Below are 23,903 nucleotides of genomic sequence, written 5' to 3' on the forward strand. Positions count from 1 at the left end.
CTCTTTGTTGGGACGCTGGGTACCTAGCCCTAGCTTTTATTCAGAATACGCTGCAATGTCTCTGCTATTTTCTGGTCATTCGGAGCATCAAAAATGCATCCATGCTCGCCATGCACTTCGTGGATAGTAATACCTTCTAGCGCGAAAGTCTTCCATCCGAGAAACTCAGCATCGTGCATATAGTACGTCGGCGTATCCACCCGGAACAACTCGATGGCCAATGGTTGCGGCGTTAGCTCGTATACTTGCTCAGCGAGGCCATTTTTCACGCCTAGTTGATACGGATGACCGTTCAAGATTTCGTACTGCCGCTCCTTGCCATGCTTCAGCGTTAGATAGGGCCGCAAGAACATACGTTTTACGGTATCGGCCTTGTAGAACAACGTCCGGCCGGGGCGCTTCATCAACAACACGAACGTGTAAGCTGCTTTCTGCAAGCGATACTTTGCCTTTGCTAATCGCTTGGCCTTGCCAGGTTTAGCACTATACGCCTGATACGCATACGTATCAAACATGATCAGCGACTTAACCACCTTCCCAGCTTTTAATAGTTGCCTAGCCATTTCATAGGCGATAACGCCGCCGAAAGAGTAGCCAGCCAACGCATAAGGACCACTCGGGTTAGCAGTGGTAATAGCATCTACGTAGTGCGCAGCTATTTCCTCAATCGTACCTAGGGGCTCGTCAATACCGTTGAGTCCTTTGGCCTGCAGTCCATACACAGGTTGGTCGGGATGCATCTTTTTGGCGAGCGTATTGAACAACAGCACGTTCATTCCCGCACCATGCACAATATACAGAGGCGTCTTGCTCCCGCAGGGTTGGATAGGCACCAATGAGTCCCACAGCGAATCCCACGTGATGGTTTCCTCATTAGCTTGTATCACCGAAGCTAGCTTTTCCACCGTTGAGTATTCAAACAGCGTGGAGAGCGGCAGCCGCTTACCGGTTTCTTGCTCCACCCGCGCCATCACCTGCACGGCTATCAAGGAGTGACCACCTAGCTCGAAGAAGTTGTCGTAGAGACTTACTTGATCGAGGCCAAGACAATCGCACCAAATGCTGGCTACCAGCTTCTGGGCTTCACTGCGGGGGGCTACGTATTCCTCAACTGCTGGTTTGGGCGTTGCTTCTGTTGGCTGCTCTAAGAGCACTTTACGGTCTACTTTTCCGTTGAGTGTCATTGGCAAAGCAGACAGCACCACTACCTCGCTAGGCACCATATAGGCAGGTAGCAGCCTAGCCAATGCTTTCTTCCACCCCGCAATCTTCTGCTGAGCTGTTGCCAACGACACAGCAGCGGCAGGCACCACGAAGGCCACCAACCGTTCATCGCGGGCAAGTACTACAGCCTCTTTCAGGTCGTCGAACGCGATAAGCACTTGTTCTATCTCGCCGGGTTCGATACGATAGCCCCGCACTTTCACCTGCTGGTCTACCCGGCCTAGGCATTGTACTTCGCCCGAAGGAAGTAGCTTACCTAGGTCGCCGGTACGGTACATAGTGGCCCCACCCTCTACCGTGAACGGGTTCGTCACAAATTTCTCCGCAGTTAGCTCGGCACGGTTCAGGTAACCTTGGGCCACGCCATCCCCAGCAATGATTATCTCGCCCACTACACCAGGCTCAACGAGCTTCAACCGCTCATCTAGGATATAGAACTGCGTGTTGGCAATGGGTTTACCAACGGTAATAGTCTCCCCAGTGTCGGACACGTGCTTAACGGAAGACCAGATGGTGGTTTCAGTTGGTCCGTACATATTCCAGACGGAATCACACTTAGTTACTAACCGTGCAGCTAGCTCAGTAGGCAGTGCTTCTCCGCCACAAAGGGCCTTCAGTGGGAGTTTCGCCGTCCAGCCGGCGTCCAACAGCATCCGCCACGTAGCAGGTGTCGCCTGCAGTATCGTGACGTTCTCTTGCTGCATCAACTGCAAAAGCTGCTTTCCATCTTTAGCCGTCATCGTGTCGGCTAGCACAATGGCAGCGCCACTAACTAAGGGCAGGAACAATTCTAGCCCTGCAATATCAAAGGAGACCGTTGTTACAGCAAGCAGCTTATCGGTTACCGCGATACCTGGTTCCTGCTGCATGCTGCACAGAAAGTTGACCACGTTGCGGTGCGTAATTTTTACCCCCTTGGGTTTGCCGGTTGAGCCAGAGGTGTATAGTACGTACAGCAATTCACTGCTTTCTTGCTCTATTACACGGGCGATATTTGGGTAGCCTTGCGCAGCTTGGAAAGCTGTATCAGCGTATAATTTGGTAGCATTGGTGGGGAACGCAGCACCTAGTTTCTCCGACGTAAAGAGGAACTTTGCGCCCGAGTCGGCCAACATGAAAGCGATGCGCTCCTCTGGATAAATCGGATCGAGTGGCACGTACGCTGCGCCACACTTCATAATGGCCAGCAGCGCAACCACTAGGTCGGGGGAGCGTTCTAGCAATAAGCCTACTACGTCGCCTGGCTGCACTCGACTAGCCATCAGATAGGCCGCTAGTTGGTTGGATCTTGTTTCCAGCTCTTGATAAGAGAGAGCGAGTGTCCCAAACTTAATTGCCAAGCTACTAGGCGCGCGTTGTGCTTGTTCGCTGATCAGCTGGTGTAGCGTTTTGCCGACTGGATAAGGTTGTGTAGTGCTATTCAGCTCGGTGTAGGCCTCTGTCAGGTTTGCGGAGGTACCTAGCTGAATATCCGCGACTTTGATTGTTGGATTTGCTACTACTTGCTCCAGCAGTTGCTCGAAGTCAGCCATCATCTGCTTGATGGTAGCGGGCTTAAACAAGGCACTGTTATAGGAGCACTCCAACACTACTGCTTTCTCGGAGCCACTGGCATTAAGAAATAGCTCAAAGCTCTCATACTCACGCGGATTGCTAATCAACTCGTACGCAAGCTCGCGAAACTCAACCCCATCGGCTAAGCCCATATCTACATTGAACACCACTGGCACAAGCGGTATGCGCGAAGCATCTCTTGAGATGCTCAACTTCTTGAGCAAGCTACCAAAGGTGAGTTGCTGGTGCTCGTAGGCATCAAACAGAGAAACTTTACGCTGCTTAAGGAAGTCAACGAAGCTAATTTCAGGGGTCAACGTGCTGCGTAACGGTAGAAGGTTCACGCAATGTCCCACCAGCCAGTGGTTGCCAGTTGCCGACTGCCCGGCCGTGGGTAACCCCACAACAATATCCGGTTGTCCAGTCAGGCGATGCAATAGCACATCAAAACCAGCCATCAAGGTGGTGACGAAGCTACAACCCGCCTTCAAGCCCATCTTTTTAACAGCAGGCACCAAACCAGGCTTCAACGCATAATCGAGGCGGTTACTCTTAAATGTTCGTAGCGCCGGCCGCGGAAAATCGGTCGGCAGTGTCACAACTGGCGTGTTGTTCTTGTATTGCTCAAGCCAGAATTGCTCCACAGCTCGATACTCGTCGCTTTTTGCAAACGTAAGCTGCTCGCTAGCAAACTGACTGAAATTGATGGCTTTGGTCAGTTCTGGATAAACGTCTTGCACTAAGGCAGAATACAGCTTACCTAGGTCTTGCATCATAATCCCTAATGACCAGCCATCGCACACGATGTGGTGCGCCGTCAGGGTAAGATGATGCTCTTCGTTCGACAGCTTAATTAAGCTAGACCGGAATAGTGGACCATACAGCAAATTAAATGGCAGCAGCGCATTTTGCTGCGTGTATCTGGCTATAAACTGCTCTTGCTCCTCCTGCGACTTGCTTGTTATATCCTGATAGGCAAAGTCGGCAGCTAGGTCTTTGAAGACGCAGATTTCGCGCCCATTAGCACCAAACGCTGAATGCAATGCTTCGTGTCGCTTCACTAAGGCTTGCAGCGCCTTTTCCATGGCGACTTTGTCTAACTTACCGCGTAACCGTAACGAAATTGATTCGTTGAACGCCCGGTTGGCGTCGTCGCCACCAAAGAGGCAGGCAAGCCATATTTCTTGTTGCGCTTCCGTAGAAGGCGCCACACACACGATTTCTGGTCCAGCAAATGGATCGAACTCAACCGCTGTGAGGTCTAGGTTTTCGAATTCCTTTACCAGCATGGCTTAGTACGATTTGATTTGGAAGTATTTGCCAGGCTGCTCTGGGTCGGAGATAAACCAAGCAGGATTGCCGTCTTTATCACGCCCTAGCTTTGCTCCCGGCACCGGTGGCTGGCTCGTGGCAGTAGCTAGTCCGCTGGTCGTTGGGGCAGCTAGCGTAGGCGCTCCGTTTCCTTTGAAAAAGCCCACCGCAATCATCTGATTTACGCACTCGAGGAATAAATCAATGATTGTATCGACTTCCTTTTCGGTGTGTGCCTCGGTCATGAAGCACGGGAATCCATCCCACACGTGAACACCTCTTTCGCGCATTAGCGTGAAGAGCAACTCACTGTATGGTATTTCCTCCTTGAACTTAATCTTCCAGAGTGAGCCAAATTGAGCGACGAAGAAGGGTAAAGCTTGGCGCTCAAACTCTCGGTTTAGCGTTTCCGCTAGTCGTTCCGCTTTGTTGGTTAGGCTGCGCTGCAAGGCGGCACCACGCTCCTTCATGTAATTCAACGATACCTTAGCAGCGGCCAGTGCCAGCGGGTGCCGAACGAATGTGCCCGCAAAATAAGTGACTCCTGCTTCTGGAACTGAGGCGTCACCGTATTGCCAGAAGCCACCATCCAGAGCATCCATAAACTCTTTCTTGCCTGCAATTGCACCAATGGGAAGCCCACCGCCAATTACTTTGCCGTAGGTAGCTAGGTCAGCTTTGATACCAAATAGAGCCTGCGCCCCACCTGGATGCATTCGGAAACCGGTAATTACTTCGTCGAAGACCAAGGCGGTTCCCGCAGCAGCAGTGATAGCCCGAAGCTTCTTTAAGAACTCTATCGGCTGGAACTCCGGACGCCGGCTTTGCACAGGCTCTACCATCACTGCTGCCAGCTCCGAGGCCCGCTCGCTAATAATGCGTAGGCTTTCCTCCGTGCCATAATCCAGAATCAGCATGTTCTGCACAGCCTCCGGCATAATACCCGGTGCCGCCGGAAACGACTTTAGTTTCTTGGTTCCTCGGATCAGCACTTCGTCATTGATCCCATGGTAAGAACCTGAAAAAGCAACAATCAATGAGCGGCCTGTAACGGTGCGCGCAATGCGCATAGCTCCTAGCACCGCCTCGGAGCCAGTATTGCACAATGCAGCGCGCTCCAAGCCTGTGAAAGCACAAATAAGTTGACTTACTTCACCCGCGAGTTCATGCTGCGGACCAACTTCAAAGCCCTTTTCAATCTGGTCGGCAAGCGCATCCTTGATGATATTAGGTTGGTAGCCTAGCAGGTTGGATCCAAAGCCGCTCAGTACGTCAATGTACTCGTTGCCATCCACATCCCATAAGCGGCTACCCCGCGACCGGTGTACCACAATCGGGTAAACTATCTCCTTGGTAAGCGGCTTGAAACCCGTCACGACTCGAGGGTCAGCCATGTAAGAACGGTGCTGCTGAGCGTAGATTTTGCTACCTGCCGTCTTCTGATTATAACGGAACGTAAGCTGCTGCAGAAAATTCTGTTGCGCTGGGCTTAGCTCGATGGTTTGACGCTCGATGCGAGCAGCTGCCCCGAAAGGCTTTTTAATTTCGACGGCTTCTTCGGGAGTCAAATCCGCGGTTAATGCCGTACTTGGTTTTGCTGCAGGGCTAGGTATTGCAATAACTGACTCAGCCGGCACACTAGCCGTCGGTACTATAGTGGGGGCTGTTGCCGGCGCCACTTGTGCACTGCCTTGGAGCATATTCACCTGCTTAGCCAAAATGCTTAGCTGCTGGGCAATTAGACCTAGAGGTGAATCGTTGCTGGCGGGCAAGCTAGCTGGGCTCGGCAGTATCGTAATCGGCGCAGCTAGCTGCGTAATTGTTACTGGTGCCATTTGCGTAGCAATAGGCTGCAAGCTAACAGCTACTGGCGCAACCGCTGAGGTAGTTGATGGTACGGTAGGTACTGGCTGGTAAGCATCTGCCGGTAGTCTACTGTCCAGATATGAAGTCAGCAGGTCAAGCGTTGCATACTCTTCGTTGAGCTGCCGGAAGGTAATAGGCAGTCCAAATTCTCTTTTTAGCGTTAGCACCACCTGCGTCAACAGGAGCGAATCGAGCCCGATTTCTAGAAAGCTCATTTCTGGCGTTACGCCTTCCATTTCAATACCGGAAGCATCTTCCAGTATAGTTTTAACTCTTGTTAATAATATACTTTTTCGCATTGTAATTGGCAGGTGTGTCTCCGTGATAGATGCAAATTCTTGGATGAGCAGTTCGGAGGTGCTGTTAGCTGTGGTAAGCTGTTGCGGCGGATCGATCCAGCAGCGTTTGCGGTCGAAAGCGTAGGTAGGTAGCAGTATCTTTCTTCTTGTTTGATCGGCATAGAAAGCATGCCAATTCGGCTCTACGCCATTCAACCATAGCTGCCCTAGGGTCTTCAGAATGGCTTGGTATTCGGCCTGCGTATCTTTTGGAGCAGCTAGGCTAGCGAGTACTATCACCGGTCTACTACCTGCTTGTTGGCGCGCCAGTGTAGCGGTCACATTGCCTGGCCCTACCTCCAGCAGCAGTGGCGCTTCTTGTGCCAACACAGTTTCTAGAGCGTCGGCAAACCGCACAGTTGCGCGCAGGTGTGTGGCCCAATAGCTAGGATCGGTTGCTTGTGCTTCGGTGAGCCAAGTACCGCTTACCGCCGAAACAATGGGCTTTTGGGGCTGATGCAGTGAAACTTTTGCCACCACCTGCTTGAAATCGTCAACGATCGGATCCATCATGGCAGAATGGAAGGCGTGACTAGTAGCTAGCACCCGGTTCGGAATGGAACGGCCATCGAGCACTCTAGCAAACGTCGCAACGTCTTCATCGCGACCGGCCACTACGCAGAGCTTCGTACCATTAATAGCAGCAATAGATAGGGTCTGCGGTAAAAGTGCAATGACTTTTTCTACCTCCATTCGCACCGAAAGCATACTGCCCCGCGGAAGCTCGCTAACCATCTGGCCGCGCGTGGCAATAAGGAATAAGGCATCGGCCAAGGTGAAGATGCCTGCCAAGTGAGCTGCCACAAACTCACCGATACTATGCCCGCAGAAAATAGAAGGTGTAACGCCCCAACTCATCCACAGCTTGGCTACGGCATACTCTGTCACGAACAAAGCAGGTTGCGTATAGCGTGTATTTTTCAGGCGCTCTTCTGCTTCCGAGCTATTTGTTTCAGGAAAGATAATCTGCCGTATGTCTGTGCCAATGTGTACTTGCAACAGCTCCGCACACTCATCAACTGCTTGCCGATAAACTGCTTCGTTCTCATACAGGGCGCGGCCCATATGCAGGTACTGTGAACCTTGTCCGGGGAACAAGAATACCGTTTCACCAGGCCTAGCTTTGAGAGTGCTGATTTCAGCAGATGGCACATTCGTGGTCAGCAGTGCTTCAGCTAGCTCTTCCTGATTAGCAATTAGGGCGAACCGCCGATGGTTGAATGCAGGCCGGGTAGTATGCAAGGTGTATGATAGGTCCGCCAGATCTACCGCTGGCGTTTGCCGGATATGCTTAGCCAACAGCTTTCCATAAGTGTCGCGACTAGCAGTTGACTTGGCAGACCACGTGACCAACTGAAGTGGCCGGCTCATCGTTGTCGGCGCGCTGTCTTCTTCACACTCTTCCAGTATTACGTGCACATTCGTGCCACCCACACCAAACGAACTTACTCCTGCTCGGCGCACGCTCTGCGATTGCCAAGCTGAGAGTCTTGTGTTGACGAAGAAAGGACTAGCAGAGAAATCAATAGCAGGATTTGGCTTTACAAATCCTAATGATGGTAGCAGTTGCTTATGGTGCAGCGTAAGCACCGTTTTGATGAATCCTGCTACTCCCGCGGCTGCCGTCAGGTGGCCCATATTGCTTTTGATGGAACCAATGGCGCAAAATTGCTTTGGTACCTGCTCCCCAAAAGCCATCGATAAGCCTTCAATCTCGATTGGATCGCCAAGGGGGGTCGCCGTGCCGTGTGCTTCTACATATCCAATTGAGCTAGGCTCAATCTGCGCATCAGCAATGGCCATTGCTATTGCGCCGGCTTGGCCTTCGGCATTGGGAGCTGTAAAACTGCCTTTGTTGCTTCCATCATTGTTCACGCCTACCCCTTTGATGATAGCATAAATGGTATCACCGTCTCGTTTGGCAGCCTCTAAACTCTTCAATAATACTACTCCAGCGCCATCACTGAAAACAGTTCCTTGCGCATCAGCATCAAACGAGCGACAATGACCATCTGGGCTCAGCATGGCACCTTCCTCATACAGGTGCCCACTCCGAATGGGCGACGTAATGCTAGCCCCACCAGCTAGGGCAGCGTCACAATGCCCATCACGAATGCTTTGTACAGCCTGTGTAATGGCCAGCAAGGAAGTGGAACAAGCCGAATAAACGCTTACGGCTGGCCCTTTCAGATTCAGTGTATAGGCCGTTCGAGAGGCAATGTAATCCTTCTCATTAACGGTCATTATTTGAAAGTTCCCAACCCGATTTATTACTTCTTGGTTGCCCGCTATGTTGTGCCAGTAATAAGTATTATTTCCGCAACCGGCGAATACACCTATTCGTCCGTCATATTGCGCTGGCAAATAACCTGTCTGCTCTAGCGCCTCCCAAGCAATTTCGAGAAACACACGTTGCTGCGGATCCATTGCTTCCGCTAGCTTTGCATTTATCCCAAAGAAGGAAGCATCAAACTGATCAGCAGAATCAAGTACACCTCGTGCTTTTACATAAAGCGGATCGCTAGTAAGCCGCTGAGATAATGTTGAATCTAATTCAGCATCTGTGAAAAAGCTAGTCGTTTCTTTTCCTTGCTTCAAAACTTCCCACAACTCTTCTATTGAAGCTGCACCAGGGAATCGCCCAGACATACCAATCACAGCAATATCACCACGATCAGTTGTCTGTTTTATATTGTTCTTAGCAAATTTATTTTTTACAGATAAATGCTGCGATAAATAAGTTACTATCTTCTCAATAGTAGGATATTGATACAGTTTAGTAACCGGTAGAATGTAATTATGCTGCCCCTTCAAGACGGCAACAGTTCTTTGCGCTAATAGGGAATTTCCACCTAGCTCAAAGAAATTATCATCTAGCCCAACCTTATCTATACCCAGAAGCTCACTTAATGTACTGGCTATATTTTTCTCAACAAGTGTCGTTGGCTTCCGGTATAACGTAGCTAACTCTGGTCGTCTACCCTCCAGTTTAGGCAATAACTTTTTATCGACTTTTCCGCTACTCGTTTTCGGAAAATCATCCATCCACATGAATGCAGATGGGACCATATAATCGGGCAACTTAGCTGCTAGTGCCTTGCGGATAGCCGGCGTATCTTGCTGTGTGGCAGAAGCTACCAGATACGCCACCAGTTGTTTCTGACCACTTGCAGTTTCTTGTGCCACCACAACTGCCTGCTTGACACCACCTAGCTCAGTTATAGCAACTTCAACTTCTGCTAGCTCAATCCGATAACCTCTTATTTTAACTTGATCATCTCTACGACCTAAAAACTCGATAGTACCATCAGGCAAGAAACGACCTAGGTCGCCCGTACGGTAGATGCGTAGTAACTCGTCAGGGGTCTTGCGCCAATAGCAGAACTTTTCTTTGGTTAAGGCTGGCTGGTTTAGATAGCCTTCTGCCAAACAAACACCGCTAATACAAATCTCCCCTACTTCTCCGTCTGGTAGTAGTGCTAGCTTATCATCGACTATAAAAAGGGTGGTATTATCAATAGCGCTACCAATTGTTGGCAACGACGGCCATGTTGTAGCATCACCCTCTAATACTAGCTGCGTAACGACGTGGCACTCCGTTGGCCCGTATTGGTTGTATAAAATACAGCCTGGTAATTTTGAAAAAAACTCAACTAGCTGTGGCGTTATTTTCAGCTGCTCCCCTGCTGTCATTACTTCTTTTAAGCAAGCCGGGAAGCGTTGAGCACTTACTGCAGCTTCTGCCATGTACTGCAGCGCTACAAATGGCAGAAATATTCTATTAATTGATTTATCTTCTATAAAAGACACGAGTTTATCTAAATCTACTCGTGTCTCTTCATCAATCAAAAACAACGTTCCACCAGTGCTTAACGTGGCGAATATCTCCTGAAAAGAGACGTCAAAACTTATAGGTGCGAATTGTAAAGTTCGGGCGCTTCGTGCCGCCGTCGAATTTTTATTTTGCCACCTAATCAGATTTACAAGGGGCTTATGACCCATGCAAACACCTTTAGGCGTTCCTGTAGAACCAGACGTATATAAGACGTAAGCTACTTCACTTCTACTCGCTACAATTTGCGCAGGGGTTGCATGCTCTTTATCGGAGGCTATTACCTGTAAACCTGCTGATTCAAATACGGTATTATCTTTTGCTGTAGCTACGCACGCCGTGATTTTAGAATTGCCTATTATTTGAGCAAGACGCTGTTGAGGATAACTAGGATCAAGTGGGAGATACGCTTTACCGGCCTTCAGAATCGCCAGTATTCCGATAATCATTTCTACTCCACGCGAACTACTGATGCCGATTATTTCATCATGGTAGTTAGTAGATAAAATAGCGTGACTTAGTTTATCAGCAGCGGCATTTAACTCTCGATAGGTTATTTTCTTTTCGTGGCTTACAACAGCAATTAATTCTTGATAGTTGGCAGCACCTGCTTCAACTAACTGTTGGACAAACACTCCTTCCTCACCCTCCTGTACACTCGTATAGGTATCAGCAGATTCATTCATCGTTTTAAGCTCAACTGTTTGCAGGTCTCAACACAGCAATGCGCTCTAGCCAGAGGTTCTCAAGCTACTTCGTGCTTAAGACAAGCGTCGAGCTAGACACATTATGTATTAATACATATAAATTTTTTAATAATACTCAATAAGTTCAACTATTATGCCAGTGGGCAAAGCCGTAGCATATTGCAAACAGAAGCCTGCTTGTTCACTTTCAGATCTTTTACTTGGAAAAGCTCCTAGCTAGTAATTGCTAGTACTACGTGCTTGAAATGAGCTCCTATGCTAACCGAATACCTTTTTCTAGGCTGAGTTAGACTTGCTAATTAGATAATGATGCCTAATACACGATACCTTGACTTATGAGCTAAACACATTAACTTCTAGCTATTAAATAGCATTAATTAAAATATATACTTAAAAAATACAATTGCCAATCATTATCTTACAGTTACTTATTCATTCCTTCTGAGAAATGAAACCTAGCAACGCTGTGCATTAGAGTAATGCTAAATGCAGGAAAGTAGCATATATAGGCTACTCATCTTATCCTTTATCGCCAACCAAGTTGTCAATAGTTACTTTATATATTTTATAAGCTCTTATCCCAGCTTGGTTGTACTTACGGACTAAATACACTGTCATTCCGTTTTTATCCAGCAGACCGTTTGCGCCGATAAAACCCTTGCTCATCGAAAGAAGCCTGATTATAGAACTTAGTGCTTGTGTGAGATGGTAGAGGCAGATTGAGTGATTTGAGCATTGCTTGCTCATACTCGCGTGTGATTTGTATTTCTACAAAAGGAGGATAATTCAACACTGACTCACTAGTTAGTGAAGGCACAAATACATTGTCGCTCTCTTCATCCAAGGCAGCTACCCCAATAGGTAATAGGATATGCCGATCACGTTCATTGATATTCAACGACGGATCCAACTCTATATCTAGGTAGCGAACCTTTAGCTCCTCTACTTCTACAATCAGTTCGTATACTTCGCCAAACTTTTTGCCGTCACTACCTCGTACACTCCATCCGCGTACATCAGGGTTATTGCTCGCGACTTCGAAATCAGACAGATCACGTAACCGACGTAAGTGCATTCCTTGTCCGGATGGAAAGTTGGTGCTAGTCTCCATACTTCTACTTAGCTTGACTTAAATTACGAGTCAATAGATTTTCTGTGAATAATCTCAGGAGGCAGACTGACTTACCACCTTGGTTATTTCGGCAGCTTTCAAGAAAAAGTCTCGCAGCAGCTCTTTATCAGTAGCTTCTGCTCGGCCCGTTAGCTGCAGCGCCTGCTCATTAAGCTCAGCTACCGGACGCTCTAGTTGCGGATAAGCTTTTTGCTGTATGGCTTGAATAAGCGCCGCGGCCGCTACACAACCAGGCCTTAGACTCATCGCGGTTTCTTCCAGGCGACTAGTTGCACTAGTTAAATTATCACGCTTCTCGCTTACCCCACTGTCCTGCAAATCTTCACGGTCAGTTAGGTTTATTAACAATCCACTAAGCATGCGTAAGCCCCGACGACCATACTCTGGGTTATTGATTTGTGTGGTAGCAAATGAAGCTAGGCCATCGGCGGTAGCGGTTGGCTCCTCAGCGGCCATAGCAGCCACACTTTCGTCGGTGGGCGGCGTAATATTGGTGGAGGCTACTGTATCTAAAGGTGGAGTTGTACTCGTCGCAGATGGAGTAACAGACTGTTCCAGATTATTTGGGCTAGACCGGAAGAGGAAATAACCTATTATACCTAGCACAAGCAGCAACAGTAGTACTAGCACCCATGGGCTAGGAGCAGACTTTTTACGTTGAATATTTATCTCAGCCATAACTCATCGGACCAGGAAGTTTGCTACGAAGTACGAACGCCATCAAAAATGGGTATTCTTTCACTACCTACTAGCATAAAAAAGCTCCTCTTTCTTATGCTGAAAAAGAGGAGCTTTTTTATAAATGCAAATTGTAAGAGGCTTTACTTTACGCAGGTATTTTGCGATAAAGTTTAGCTAGCTGTGCAACGGCGAAATCTACTTCTTCTGCTGTGTTATACTTGCTCATTGAGAAACGGATGGCTCCTCGCATCGGGTCGGCTCCCAAAGCCGTCAGCACATGCGACCCAGCGTTAGCTCCACTTGTACAGGCCGAGCCTCCCGAGACCGACACTTTATTTATATCTAGATTGAACAGCAGCATTTCGCTTATTTCAGAAGGCGGTAAGCTCACGTTCAATACCGTATACAAGCTTTTATCGGCTTCGGCAGAAGTGCCATTAAACTGCACATCTTCTATTTCAGCCGTGAGCTTTGTGATGAATCGATCTTTTAGCCCTTGAATATGTTGCTGATGGTCGTTCATACCAGCATAGGCAATTTCTAGGGCTTTGGCGAGGCCAACAATGCCCGCTACATTCTCCGTGCCTGCGCGCACATTGCGCTCCTGCGAACCACCGTGTAGCAGCGGTTCAACATGAATTCCAGCACGGTTGTACACAAACCCGATACCTTTAGGGCCGTGCAGTTTGTGCGCTGAGCCAACTAGAAAATGTGCTTTCAACTGCTGCAGATCGTGTGGGTAATGCCCCATTGTCTGCACTGTATCTGTATGAAAAATGGCATCATGCCGCTGGCAGACCTCCCCAATAGTTTGGATATCGTTGAGGTTCCCAATTTCATTATTGGCATGCATCAGGCTCACAAAAGAGCGAGGATGAGTTGCCAATAATTCCTCTAGGTGGCTTAGGTCGAGCTGTCCACGCTCATCATGCCGCACATAGCTTAGCTTAATAGCACCTGCTTTTGCCAACGATTCCAGCGTATGCAACACGGCATGATGCTCCAGTGGTGAGGTAATAGCGTGCTGTAAACCTAGAGTACGAATGCTACCAACAGCAGCGTAATTATCCCCTTCTGTTCCACCAGAAGTAAAAAACACTTCGGCAGGCGCAGCATTGATTAGGTGCGCAATAGTTTTGCGGGCATTTTCGATAGCTGCGCGCAGCTTACGGCCGTGGCTATGAATGCTACTGGGGTTACCAACATGCTCCAGCATGAAGGGTAACATGGCCTCTAGCACTTGCGGATCAAGCGGAGTAGAAGCCGCATTGTCGAAATACACCATTTTTGGCGCAGTAGGTATGGCAGAACCAGCCAGAGCAGTCATAGGCAAAAAGTTAAAGGCAACCTGTTGTTAGTCAGACATAACAAGGTTCATACAAAAATAAAAGGATTCAAGCACACATGCCCGAATCCTTTTCTATAAGCACCGAAGCCACTGTCCTGTTTCGCTTAGGGTTATTGGTTTTGGCACCTAGCTTTACTCATAGCGAAACCTATAGGCTATGACCTAAGCTTTCACCGAAATGATTTCTTTGATATCGGCAATGATCTTATTAGCCAAATGGTCTGCAGTGGCATTCGAATCTGATTCGGCATAGATGCGGATGATAGGCTCTGTATTTGACCGCCGCAGATGCACCCACTCTTTATCAAATTCTATTTTGACCCCGTCAATCGTGTTGATGGGCTGCTTAGCGTAACGCTGTTGCATCTGGATTAATACTTGGTCTGTATTAATTTCTGGCGTTAGCTCAATCTTATTTTTCGATATGTAGTAGCTCGGGTAAGTTGACCGCAGACGGGTCATCGTCAGCCCAGATTTAGCCAGATGAGTAAGGAACAAAGCAATACCGACTAAAGCATCGCGCCCATAATGCAGTTCAGGAAAAATAATTCCTCCATTTCCTTCGCCTCCAATAACGGCTGCCGTCTCCTTCATCTTATTCACTACGTTCACCTCTCCTACAGCCGCCGCCGCATACTGCCCTCCGTGCTTTTCAGTAACATCACGCAACGCACGCGTGCTACTCAGGTTGCTTACTGTGTTGCCTCCCCCGTACTGCTTAAGCACATAATCAGCCACAGCAACCAGCGTGTACTCCTCGCCGAACATAGATCCATCTTCGCTTACTAACGCTAGTCGGTCTACATCCGGATCTACTACGATACCTAGGTCATAGCTGCCCTTGTCCAGTATGCGTGCAATGTCACGCAGATTTTCCGGTAACGGCTCTGGGTTGTGGGCAAAATCACCCGTTGGCTCGCAGTACAGTTTTTCGACGCGCTCCACACCCAATGCTTCTAACAACAAGGGTACCGCTAAACCGCCACTTGAGTTGACGCAGTCAATTACTACTCGAAAGTTTTTTGCTTTAATAGCGTCTACGTCTACCAACGGCAACGCGAGAATTGCCTGAACATGCTTCTCTAGAAACGTGTCATCGGTGCTATATTTTCCTAGCTTGGTTACAGGGGCGAAAGAAAATGCTTCTGTATCACCAAGGGCTAACACTTGTTTTCCTTCCGAATCGGAAATAAATTCTCCCTGACTATTGAGCAGTTTCAGAGCATTCCATTGCTTAGGATTATGAGAAGCAGTGAGAATAATTCCGCCGCCGGCCTGCTTAGCTGGTACCGCTAGCTCTACGGTGGGGGTAGTACTTAGACCTAGGTCGATAACATTAATCCCTAATCCTTGTAGCGTAGCAGCAACCAGTTTGCTAACCATCTCGCCCGACAAGCGAGCATCCCTTCCGATGATAATTGTATTGTTTTGGGTAGTAGTGAGTACCCATGTCCCAAAGGCAGCTGCGTACTTAACTACGTCAATAGGCGTCAGTCCTTCACCGGCTGCGCCTCCAATAGTACCCCGAATACCCGATATAGATTTGATCAGTGCCACAAGGAAGGTTGTTTTTGAAAGCGCAAAAGTAAGCGAAACATGATTCTTCCCCACGACAAAGGGCCTGATCAAATCAGGCAACTGCTGCTTTCAGCGAATTTACAACCTAATTGCTAGGTACTAGCTACGCTTTGTGGACAGTGAATGTGTATATTTGGCTCAATGGAAAATACGTTGCCTAATCGTCGGGCGCAACAACTAGCTGCGTTCGGCCGGTTGCTTGACGTCTTGGATCGTTTGCGTGCTGAGTGTCCCTGGGACCAAAAACAGACCATGGCTAGTCTGCGCCACCTGACCATTGAAGAAACGTACGAGCTTTCGGACGCCATTTTGCGCGATGATCTCACAGACGTAAAAAAGGAATTAGGTGACGTAATGTTGCACTTGACCTTTTATGCGAAAATAGCCTCCGAAACAGGTCAATTTGACATTGCTGACGTCTTAAATGCACAAAGTGATAAACTCATTTTCCGGCACCCGCACATATACGGTGACACGAAGGTGCAGACGGAAGAAGACGTAAAGCGCAATTGGGAACAGATCAAACTAAAAGAAAAAGGAAACACTTCTGTCTTAGGAGGAGTGCCTACCTCATTGCCAGCATTGGTTAAAGCCATGCGTATTCAGGAGAAAGCGAGAGGCGCTGGGTTTGATTGGGAACGTCCTGAGCAGGTGTGGGAAAAGGTGCAAGAAGAACTGCAAGAGTTTGGAGAAGAATTTTCTCAAATTAACCCCACGGCCGAAACGCAAGAGCGCGCCGCCGCTGAATTTGGGGACCTGCTTTTCTCACTAGTAAACTTCGCGCGCTTCGCCGGTATTAACCCAGAAGAGGCACTCGAACGTACAAATCGAAAATTTATTCAGCGTTTTCAGTATATTGAAACCGCAGCAGCCCGCGATGGTCACCAACTAGCAGACTTGTCCCTTGCAGAAATGGATAAGTATTGGGATCAAGCTAAACGTGTCACGCTGATCACCAACAATTCACCTTCCGAGAAGTAGATTTTTTTGAAGTCGTTTATTGTTTTACGGCGTTTAAACCCATATTTCATTTGGCGGGCACTCTGATTTTATTTAGGTTTGCCAAGGCTAGCCTTGTTTTGAAGCGTCCCTTGCACACGAGCAGACCTACGTTTTTTGCTTCTCTCTAGTGGCATGCGTATGGGTGAGTAAAGACGTTAATTTTCAAGCTTAGCACATTTTCATTCACTTTTTTCTACCCAGTTCAAGTTCATTCACCTTTCACCACCAAACCCTAATTCTCCGGAACAATGGAACAAAAGAATGCCATCAACAAGAATGCACGGCCCGCTGCTGCCTCAGCTCCTAAGAGCGAAGAAAAAGGCGGTGGAGGTGCATTCGCCGCCATCGTTATTCCGCTGGCCTTTGTAGTTGCCCTTGTACTTTACAAGTTTGTTTTAGGTAACGGCGCCAATTTCCAAGGCGGCAACAACGAGAACTTGCCGTTGCCCGGCAATATCTTGGGTACCATTTACGCTGGAGGGTTTATTGTACCGATCCTGCTCACGCTTCTTATTCTGGTAATTACGTTCACTATTGAGCGTCTGCTAACGATTGGCAAAGCGAAAGGATCGAAGAGCATCGAAAGCTTCGTCCGTTCTATTCGTCAAAAGCTGAACAGCAACGACGTCAACGGTGCTATTGCTGTATGCGATCAGCAAAAGGGATCTGTCGCTAACGTGGTAAAAGCAGGCTTGCTCAAGTACAAAGAAATGGAGCAAGACCGTGTAATGGAAAAAGACCAGAAAGTACTGGCCATCCAAAAAGAAATCGAAGAATCAACGGCATTGGAGCTTCCAATGTTGGAGAAGAACTTGGTTATCCTGTCGACTATCGCTTCAGTAGCAACGCTTATCGGTCTGCTAGGTACGGTATTCGGTATGATCCGCGCTTTCTCGGCTCTTGCAAACGCTGGTGCTCCTGATGCTGCTGCTCTTTCAACTGGTATTTCGGAAGCTTTGATCAATACAGCTTTCGGTATCGGTACTTCAGCTCTGGCCATCATTGCCTACAACTATTTCACTAGCAAAATCGACGCTCTCACTTACAGCATCGACGAAGCAGGTTTCAGCATCATTCAGACGTTTGCTGCTCAGCACGGCGAAACGGAAACTTATAAGGCATAAGTTGCGGTTTACGCACTAAAACCTTGTTTCTCTACGTTTCTGAATAATCAATTTAACCACGCCAGAAATGCCTAAAGTAAAACCGCACAGAACGTCCCCTTCGTTGGATATGACTCCGATGGTGGACTTGGCATTCCTGCTGGTGACCTTCTTCATGCTCACCACCAAATTTGCTCCGCAAGAGGAAGTGGTGGTTGACACGCCAGCATCAACGTCCGAAATACGCTTACCCGAAAGCCACGTCATTATTATTTCCATTGACAAGGATAAGCGGGTATTCTTTGGTATGGACGACGCTAAGCCAAAGGCTGATATGCTAGCACGGGTAGGAACAAAGTTTGGGGTTTCATTTGATGCCAACATGGCCAAAAACTTCTCCAATATTGCCAGCTTTGGCGTACCCGTACAGCAGCTCCCCGACTTCTTAAGCCGGGACACTGAGCAGCGCAAATCCATCAAACAACCAGGTATTCCGATTGACTCGGTAAATAACCAGTTGACGGAATGGGTAGTTGCCGCTCAGGGCGCCTCTTACAAGGCTTTTGGAAAACCCGCATTTATCGCCATTCGTGGCGATGGTGCTGCTGACGTACCAACGGTACAGAAGGTCATCAAGCTTCTGCAGGACAAGAACATCAACCGTTTCAACCTGATTACGGACCTGGAAGGCAAGCCAGGTGTAGCAGGGAAGTAAACTAAACCGACCGCAGACAATGGCAGAAATCCAACAACAAGCCGACTCCGGCGGAGGTGGGAAGAAGCGAGCCAAGAAGATGTCGACCAAAATCGACATGACACCGATGGTGGACCTAGCTTTTCTTCTCCTCACCTTCTTCATGCTGACAACCACCTTCAGCAAGCCGACGGTCATGCAGCTTAACATGCCAGTTAAGCCCAAAGAAAATGAGCAGCAATCGGAAATCAAGGCATCTAATGCTTTTACCGTGTTACTGGGAGAGAACAACAAAGTATATTATTACGATGGTTTGGTGGATGCAACTTCCAAACCTGAGTTGAAACTCACCAATTATGCTGCGAATGGCATTCGCCAGATCTTACTAGCACACAAAAGCAATCCTGATCTGGTAGTGCTGATCAAACCAGCCGAAAAAGCTTCTTACAAGAACATGGTGGACATCCTTGACGAGATGAACATCACGAACCAAAAGAAGTATGCGCTGGTGAACATAGGCAAAGAAGACACGGACCTAATCAAAAGCTCAGGGCTATGATGGATAACGCACAAATAGCCAAAGCGAGCCTCGATGACATCGTCTTCGAGGGCCGTAACAAAGCCTATGGAGCGTATGTACTCCGGCGCCTGTACGGCAAAAACGTCTCGCGTGCATTGCTCATCGCAGTGGCTCTTTTCGCTATCGGAGTAAGCTTCCCGCTGATTGCGGCTATGCTAAAGCCCGAGGAAAAGATCGTTGAAAAGCCAAAAAATCTGAAGGTGAATGAGCTCATGCAGCCACCACCCTTGGATCCGGCTACTCCCCCACCGCCACCGCCACCGCCACCGCCGCCCTCTGCACCACCACCCCCGCCACCGGTAGTATCAACTATCAAATTTACACCTCCGGTTGTGAAGCGTGACGAAGAGGTACGTAAAGAGGAAAAGGTACCAGACCAAGACGAACTAGAGGGTAAGCAGATTGCAACCGAAACCGTAAAAGGTAATACGGATGCGCCACCTCCCCCCGACTTGAGCGGTATCGAAGGTGGTACTGGCGCTGAACCTGTAAAAGAGGTTGTAGAAAACAAAGTCTACACCTATGTAGAGCAAATGCCAGTGTTCCCAGGCGGCAACGATGCACTTCTCGCTGCTATCCAGAAGAACACAAAGTATCCACCACTCGCTTTACGTAACCAGGTTGAAGGTAAAGTATTCATTACTTTCGTTGTAGGTCCAGATGGTGCAGTTTCTGGCGTAACTGTTCAGAAAGGTATCGGGTCAGGTTGCGACGAAGCTGCCGTAGCAGCAGTGAAGACGTTGCCTCGCTTCACCCCTGGTAAGCAAAACGGACGTGCTGTAAGTGTATCGTTTACAGTACCTGTAACATTTGCTATCAAGTAAGCTTTACAGCAAACTTGTCATAGTGTGATTTAAAAAAGCCCGGACTGAGCGATGCTCAATTCGGGCTTTTTGCATTTTATTTTTCTGCAGCAACCATACTATTTCGAGAATATAGCACGTTAGTGTATTGAAAGCCGGAGCAGATGCATCGTGGAAGTAGGTAAGGCTTGAGTAATGCGGAGTACGAATTTCCATTCACCTTAATCCCATACAGCTCATGACCTTTTTGAACTTGCTCACCGCCACGCTTGACGACATCGTCTTTGAAAGACGGAACAAAGCCTACGGAGCCTTTTTACTTCGTAAGCTCTACAACCGGCACTTAGCTACAGCAGTTACTATCGCTTCCGCCTTAGCGTTTTTGTTAGTCGCCATACCTATGTTAGTACAACAACTATGGCCTGCCGCAGCCCTACCAGTGGCTGCACCTAAAAAAGAAGTTATCGATCTTCTTCACGTTATTTTACCGGCTCAGCAGGCGAAGCCAGCAATAGCACAACCCAAAGCAATCCATCCACCAATGGTGAAGGCTCATCCCCAGCCTAGCGCACCTAAAGTAGTGGCAGATAACAAAATAAAACCGGAAGTAAAGAAGCTTGATGTAGCGCCTCCCACCATACAGCCTGGAGCCGTAATTGGCGCAGAAGAATTACCTGGTGACCCAACAGCGACTAACAGTACCACGACTAACACAACCGGTACAGCTAACGGCAGTACAACAACAGAAGTGGCACCATCAGGCACTTTCACTTTCGTGGAAGTAATGCCTGAGTTTACGGGTGGGCCAGAAGCACTACGTCGCTATATGCAGCGCAACTTGCATTATCCTAGCACGGCCCTAGCTAATAGCATTGCAGGCAAAGTTTTCGTATCGTTTGTCGTGAGTGCTGATGGCTCTATCTCAGATGTAGAAGTATTGAAAGGCCTAGGTTATGGCACTGACGAAGAAGCCATCAGAGTAATACGTAGCATGCCTGCCTGGAAACCTGGTCGTCAGAATAACCATGCTGTTTCTGTGCGTTACACCCTACCTATCACTTTCAAATATGAGTAGTGAAGTATAAGAATAGGAAGCTTTAAGGTCTCTCACCTAGAAAAACAAAACAGCCGACTTGGTGATAAGTCGGCTGTTTTTTGCTGTTTTGAAGCATATAGAATGAGTAGCCTTGTTTATTCCGCATGCTTGGCGAACAATCTATCGGCATTCGCACGTTATATAGTAAACTCACCTGTTTTTCATTCTTCTTACATGTCTAATCGTCTTTCCACAGAGGAGCGCCTAGGCCGGCAATCACCCCAGCGGTTAATTCGCTACTTCGTCATGTTTATGGCGGTACTCTACTGTGGGCTGGGAGTGTTTATGTGGGTAGCTCCAGCAACAATGCTTCCCTTGCAGCCTACGGTCCGGCACATTTTAGGAGTCGTATTCATATTTTACGGAATCATTAGATTTGTCCGGGCTTACCGCCAGATGTTTTCAAAATAATACGACAATGCACGCTGATTTGCTCAAAACTGGAGTTGCCCTAACATTGGCTGTATCGCTGTTCACAGCTTGTAATCAAGGTCAGAATGGCAACGCCGCTACTGCGACAGATACACCTACTGGTGGTAGTATTGCCATTAGCGTAGACGAAACTTTTGCGCCTATCATTAAGTCGGAAGTGGATACTTTCCAGAAGCTTTATCAGAGCGCCAAGGTCACAGCTTATTACAAGCCTGAGCAAGAAGCACTTCAGGATTTACTTGATGATAAGGTTAGACTAGCTGTTCTGACGCGCGAGCTTAACGCAGCAGAGCGCGCTGAGTTTGATCGGCTGAAGCTAGTGCCACGTGCTACGAAAATTGCAACGGATGGCTTAGCTATTATCGTGCATCCTAGCAATCCTGATTCTCTGTTGAGTGTGCCCCAGTTGCGTGACATATTTACGGGCAAGGTGCAACAGTGGTCGCAAGTGAGTGGTAAGAAAGCCCTAGCTACTATCAATGTGGTATTTGATGCCAACCGCTCTAGCACGACACGCTATATTCAGGACTCGGTGACGCGTGGAACAGCTCTTACACCGCGCGCCTTTGCCGCAAAATCGAACTCAGCCTTGCTCGATTATGTTGCTAGTCATCCAAATGCAATTGGCGTTGTAGGTGCCAACTGGATTAGTGACCGGGATGATGCTGCTGTGCAAACCTTCCTAAAAAAGGTGCAAGTAGTAAGTGTAAGCACTAAAAATAATCCATCGAAGCAAGACGACTATGTGCAGCCTTACCAAGCTTATTTAGCGCTGAAAACGTACCCGTTAACTCGCACGGTGTACATCATTAGTCGGGAGGCCCGTGCAGGTTTAGGAACGGGTTTTACCTCGTTCGTTGCCGGTAATCAAGGACAACTCATTATCTTGAAAGCCGGTTTGCTGCCTGCCATTGGTCAAATGAGGGTTGTAAACACCAATAAATTGTAATTCTTTCTCCCTTTCACACGCTTTTTTCTGCTTTTAAACCAAACCTTTTGCTCATGAACTCCAAGCCCTGGAAGCTTTCTCTCCTCGCTGTCTTGTCTGTTTCAGCTTCTGCTGTAGTTGCTCAGGACGTACAAAGCGCACGAAAGGCCATCGAACTTGAACAGTTTGGTCAAGCTCGTGCCTCGCTGCTGAAACAAGGATCTTCACCTGAAGCTGCATATGAGCTAGGTCGTCTTTACCAACTGCGTGAAGTACCTGATTCAGCTGCTTACTATTTTAACCGTGTTCCGGTAAACCCCAAGGATGCTTTCAGCCTAGTGGCTGCTGGTCGTGCTGCACTAGCCCAAGGAAAAACTGCTGAGGCTGAAGCGCAGTTTGACAACGCCGTAAAAGCTAGCAAAGGCAAAGACGCCAAGATCTTTACGCTGATTGCACAAGCTTATGCTGAATCAGATGTAAAAGACATCACAAAGGCTACGACCTATGTCGATGCTGGTCAGAAGGCTAATAAAGGAAAAGATGAGCCGGCGCTCATGATTGCCCGCGGCGACATCTACCAGAAAACGGATGCGGGTGGTGGTGAAGCCATGAACAGCTACGAACGTGCTAGCATGGCTGACCCGAATAACGTAGAGGCTTATTACAAGAAAGGTGAGTTGAACTTCCGTTCACGGAACTACAACGAAGCTCGTACTAACTTCGAAAAGGCTATCAGCCTCGATCCGAAATATGCGCCTGCATACCGCGATCTAGCCGAGATGTATTATTTCGCTAATCAGTATCAGTTGGCCCTTGATACCTTCAAGAAGTACCAAGAAGTTGCTGAGCGTTCGTCGGAGACGGATGCAGAGTACGCTTCTTTCTTATTCTTGACGAAAAAGTACCCAGAGGCACTAACTGAAATTCAGAAGGTGCTGCAGAAGGAGCCGAACAACATTGCGATGAACCGTCTGCTAGCTTATTCCTTGTACGAAACGGGCCAGAATGATCAGGCGATGGCGGCAATGGATAAGTACATGAAAATGGTACCTGCCGACAAGCTCATCAAAGACGACAACCTGTACTATGGTAAGATGCTGTCGAAAGCCGGACGTGATGACGAAGCGTTAGCGCTCCTGCAGAAAGCCGCTCAAGCATCTCCTAAGGACGCTAGTGAAATTCAGGGCGCCTTGGCTCAAACGTACATGCAGAAGAAAGATTACGCCAAGGCCGTTGCAGCTTATAAAGCTAAAATTGGCACCGGTACGCCTCTGCTCACTGACCAAGTACTGCTAGCTACTGCTTACAGTGGTAATAAGCAGTACCAGCAGGCAGACAGCCTCTATAATTTGGTACTAACAGCTCGGCCAACGTATGCACCGGGTTATCAGATGCGAGCTAGCAATGCCTACTACATGGATCCGGACTCCAAGCAAGGCACAGCAAGACCCTACTGGGAGAAGTACGTAGAGCTAGCCAAAGCTGATCCTGCGAAATACAAGGATGGCTTGACAACAGCTTACGAGTACCTAGGTTATTATTACTTCCAGAAAGGTGATAAGGCCACTGCCCTACCCTATTACCAACAATTGCTTGCCCTAGATCCTAGCAACGCAAGAGCAAAAGCAGGAATTGAATCGATCCAAGGTAAAAAGACGACTACTTCAGCTCGCAAATAAGTTGGCCTAGTCTAA

At 48.2% G+C, this 23,903-nt stretch carries 14 protein-coding genes; 8 read left to right on the plus strand and 6 right to left on the minus strand.

All coding sequences use genetic code 11. The features are described 5' to 3' along the window. Positions 1 to 29: 29 nt before the first annotated feature. From BXP70_RS11850 to glmM, 6 genes are all read right to left on the minus strand, one after another. A complete protein-coding gene (locus tag BXP70_RS11850) occupies positions 30 to 4,067 on the minus strand; it encodes a non-ribosomal peptide synthetase (RefSeq protein ID WP_086594293.1) in 4,038 nt (1,345 codons plus the stop codon). A 3-nt stretch (positions 4,068 to 4,070) separates the two neighbouring features. Next, on the minus strand, positions 4,071 to 10,811 hold the full coding sequence (locus BXP70_RS11855; RefSeq protein WP_086594294.1) for a type I polyketide synthase: 6,741 nt from the start codon (positions 10,809 to 10,811) through the stop codon (positions 4,071 to 4,073). Positions 10,812 to 11,457: 646 nt separating this feature from the next. Beyond that, positions 11,458 to 11,943 (minus strand): PRC-barrel domain-containing protein, encoded by a 486-nt coding sequence (locus tag BXP70_RS11860; RefSeq protein WP_086594295.1) that lies wholly within the window; start codon positions 11,941 to 11,943, stop codon positions 11,458 to 11,460. Between the two features lie 54 nt (positions 11,944 to 11,997). Continuing rightward, positions 11,998 to 12,642: a hypothetical protein gene (locus BXP70_RS11865; RefSeq protein WP_143436470.1), complete on the minus strand. Its 645-nt coding sequence runs from the start codon at positions 12,640 to 12,642 to the stop codon at positions 11,998 to 12,000. A 148-nt stretch (positions 12,643 to 12,790) separates the two neighbouring features. Then, on the minus strand, positions 12,791 to 13,972 hold the full coding sequence (locus BXP70_RS11870; protein WP_245849613.1) for a cysteine desulfurase family protein: 1,182 nt from the start codon (positions 13,970 to 13,972) through the stop codon (positions 12,791 to 12,793). A gap of 183 nt (positions 13,973 to 14,155) precedes the next feature. Next, the gene (gene glmM / locus BXP70_RS11875) at positions 14,156 to 15,550 is read right to left on the minus strand and encodes a phosphoglucosamine mutase (RefSeq protein ID WP_086594508.1); all 1,395 of its coding nucleotides are present in this window, start codon (positions 15,548 to 15,550) and stop codon (positions 14,156 to 14,158) included. Between the two features lie 162 nt (positions 15,551 to 15,712). On the opposite strand from glmM, the gene mazG reads away from it, so the two are divergent. From mazG to BXP70_RS11915, 8 genes are all read left to right on the plus strand, one after another. Next, positions 15,713 to 16,552 carry a nucleoside triphosphate pyrophosphohydrolase gene (gene mazG, locus BXP70_RS11880; RefSeq protein ID WP_086594509.1) on the plus strand — a complete coding sequence of 280 codons (840 nt, stop codon included), beginning with the start codon at positions 15,713 to 15,715 and terminating at the stop codon, positions 16,550 to 16,552. A 269-nt stretch (positions 16,553 to 16,821) separates the two neighbouring features. Next, positions 16,822 to 17,697 carry a MotA/TolQ/ExbB proton channel family protein gene (locus BXP70_RS11885; RefSeq protein ID WP_086594298.1) on the plus strand — a complete coding sequence of 292 codons (876 nt, stop codon included), beginning with the start codon at positions 16,822 to 16,824 and terminating at the stop codon, positions 17,695 to 17,697. A 67-nt stretch (positions 17,698 to 17,764) separates the two neighbouring features. Then, positions 17,765 to 18,391 (plus strand): ExbD/TolR family protein, encoded by a 627-nt coding sequence (locus tag BXP70_RS11890; RefSeq protein WP_086594299.1) that lies wholly within the window; start codon positions 17,765 to 17,767, stop codon positions 18,389 to 18,391. A 19-nt stretch (positions 18,392 to 18,410) separates the two neighbouring features. After that, positions 18,411 to 18,929 carry an ExbD/TolR family protein gene (locus BXP70_RS11895; protein WP_086594300.1) on the plus strand — a complete coding sequence of 173 codons (519 nt, stop codon included), beginning with the start codon at positions 18,411 to 18,413 and terminating at the stop codon, positions 18,927 to 18,929. Beyond that, positions 18,926 to 19,774, plus strand: a complete 849-nt coding sequence (locus tag BXP70_RS11900) for an energy transducer TonB (RefSeq protein ID WP_245849614.1) — start codon at positions 18,926 to 18,928, stop codon at positions 19,772 to 19,774. The genes BXP70_RS11895 and BXP70_RS11900 overlap by 4 nt, the downstream gene beginning before the upstream one ends. Before the next feature lie 217 nt (positions 19,775 to 19,991). After that, positions 19,992 to 20,828 carry an energy transducer TonB gene (locus BXP70_RS11905; RefSeq protein ID WP_086594302.1) on the plus strand — a complete coding sequence of 279 codons (837 nt, stop codon included), beginning with the start codon at positions 19,992 to 19,994 and terminating at the stop codon, positions 20,826 to 20,828. A 439-nt stretch (positions 20,829 to 21,267) separates the two neighbouring features. Further along, complete coding sequence (locus tag BXP70_RS11910; protein WP_086594303.1) at positions 21,268 to 22,230, plus strand: PstS family phosphate ABC transporter substrate-binding protein; 963 nt, start codon at positions 21,268 to 21,270, stop codon at positions 22,228 to 22,230. A gap of 53 nt (positions 22,231 to 22,283) precedes the next feature. Beyond that, a complete protein-coding gene (locus BXP70_RS11915; protein WP_086594304.1) occupies positions 22,284 to 23,888 on the plus strand; it encodes a tetratricopeptide repeat protein in 1,605 nt (534 codons plus the stop codon). Positions 23,889 to 23,903: the final 15 nt, after the last annotated feature.

This window comes from Hymenobacter crusticola (assembly GCF_002154225.1).
GTDB lineage: Bacteria > Bacteroidota > Bacteroidia > Cytophagales > Hymenobacteraceae > Hymenobacter > Hymenobacter crusticola.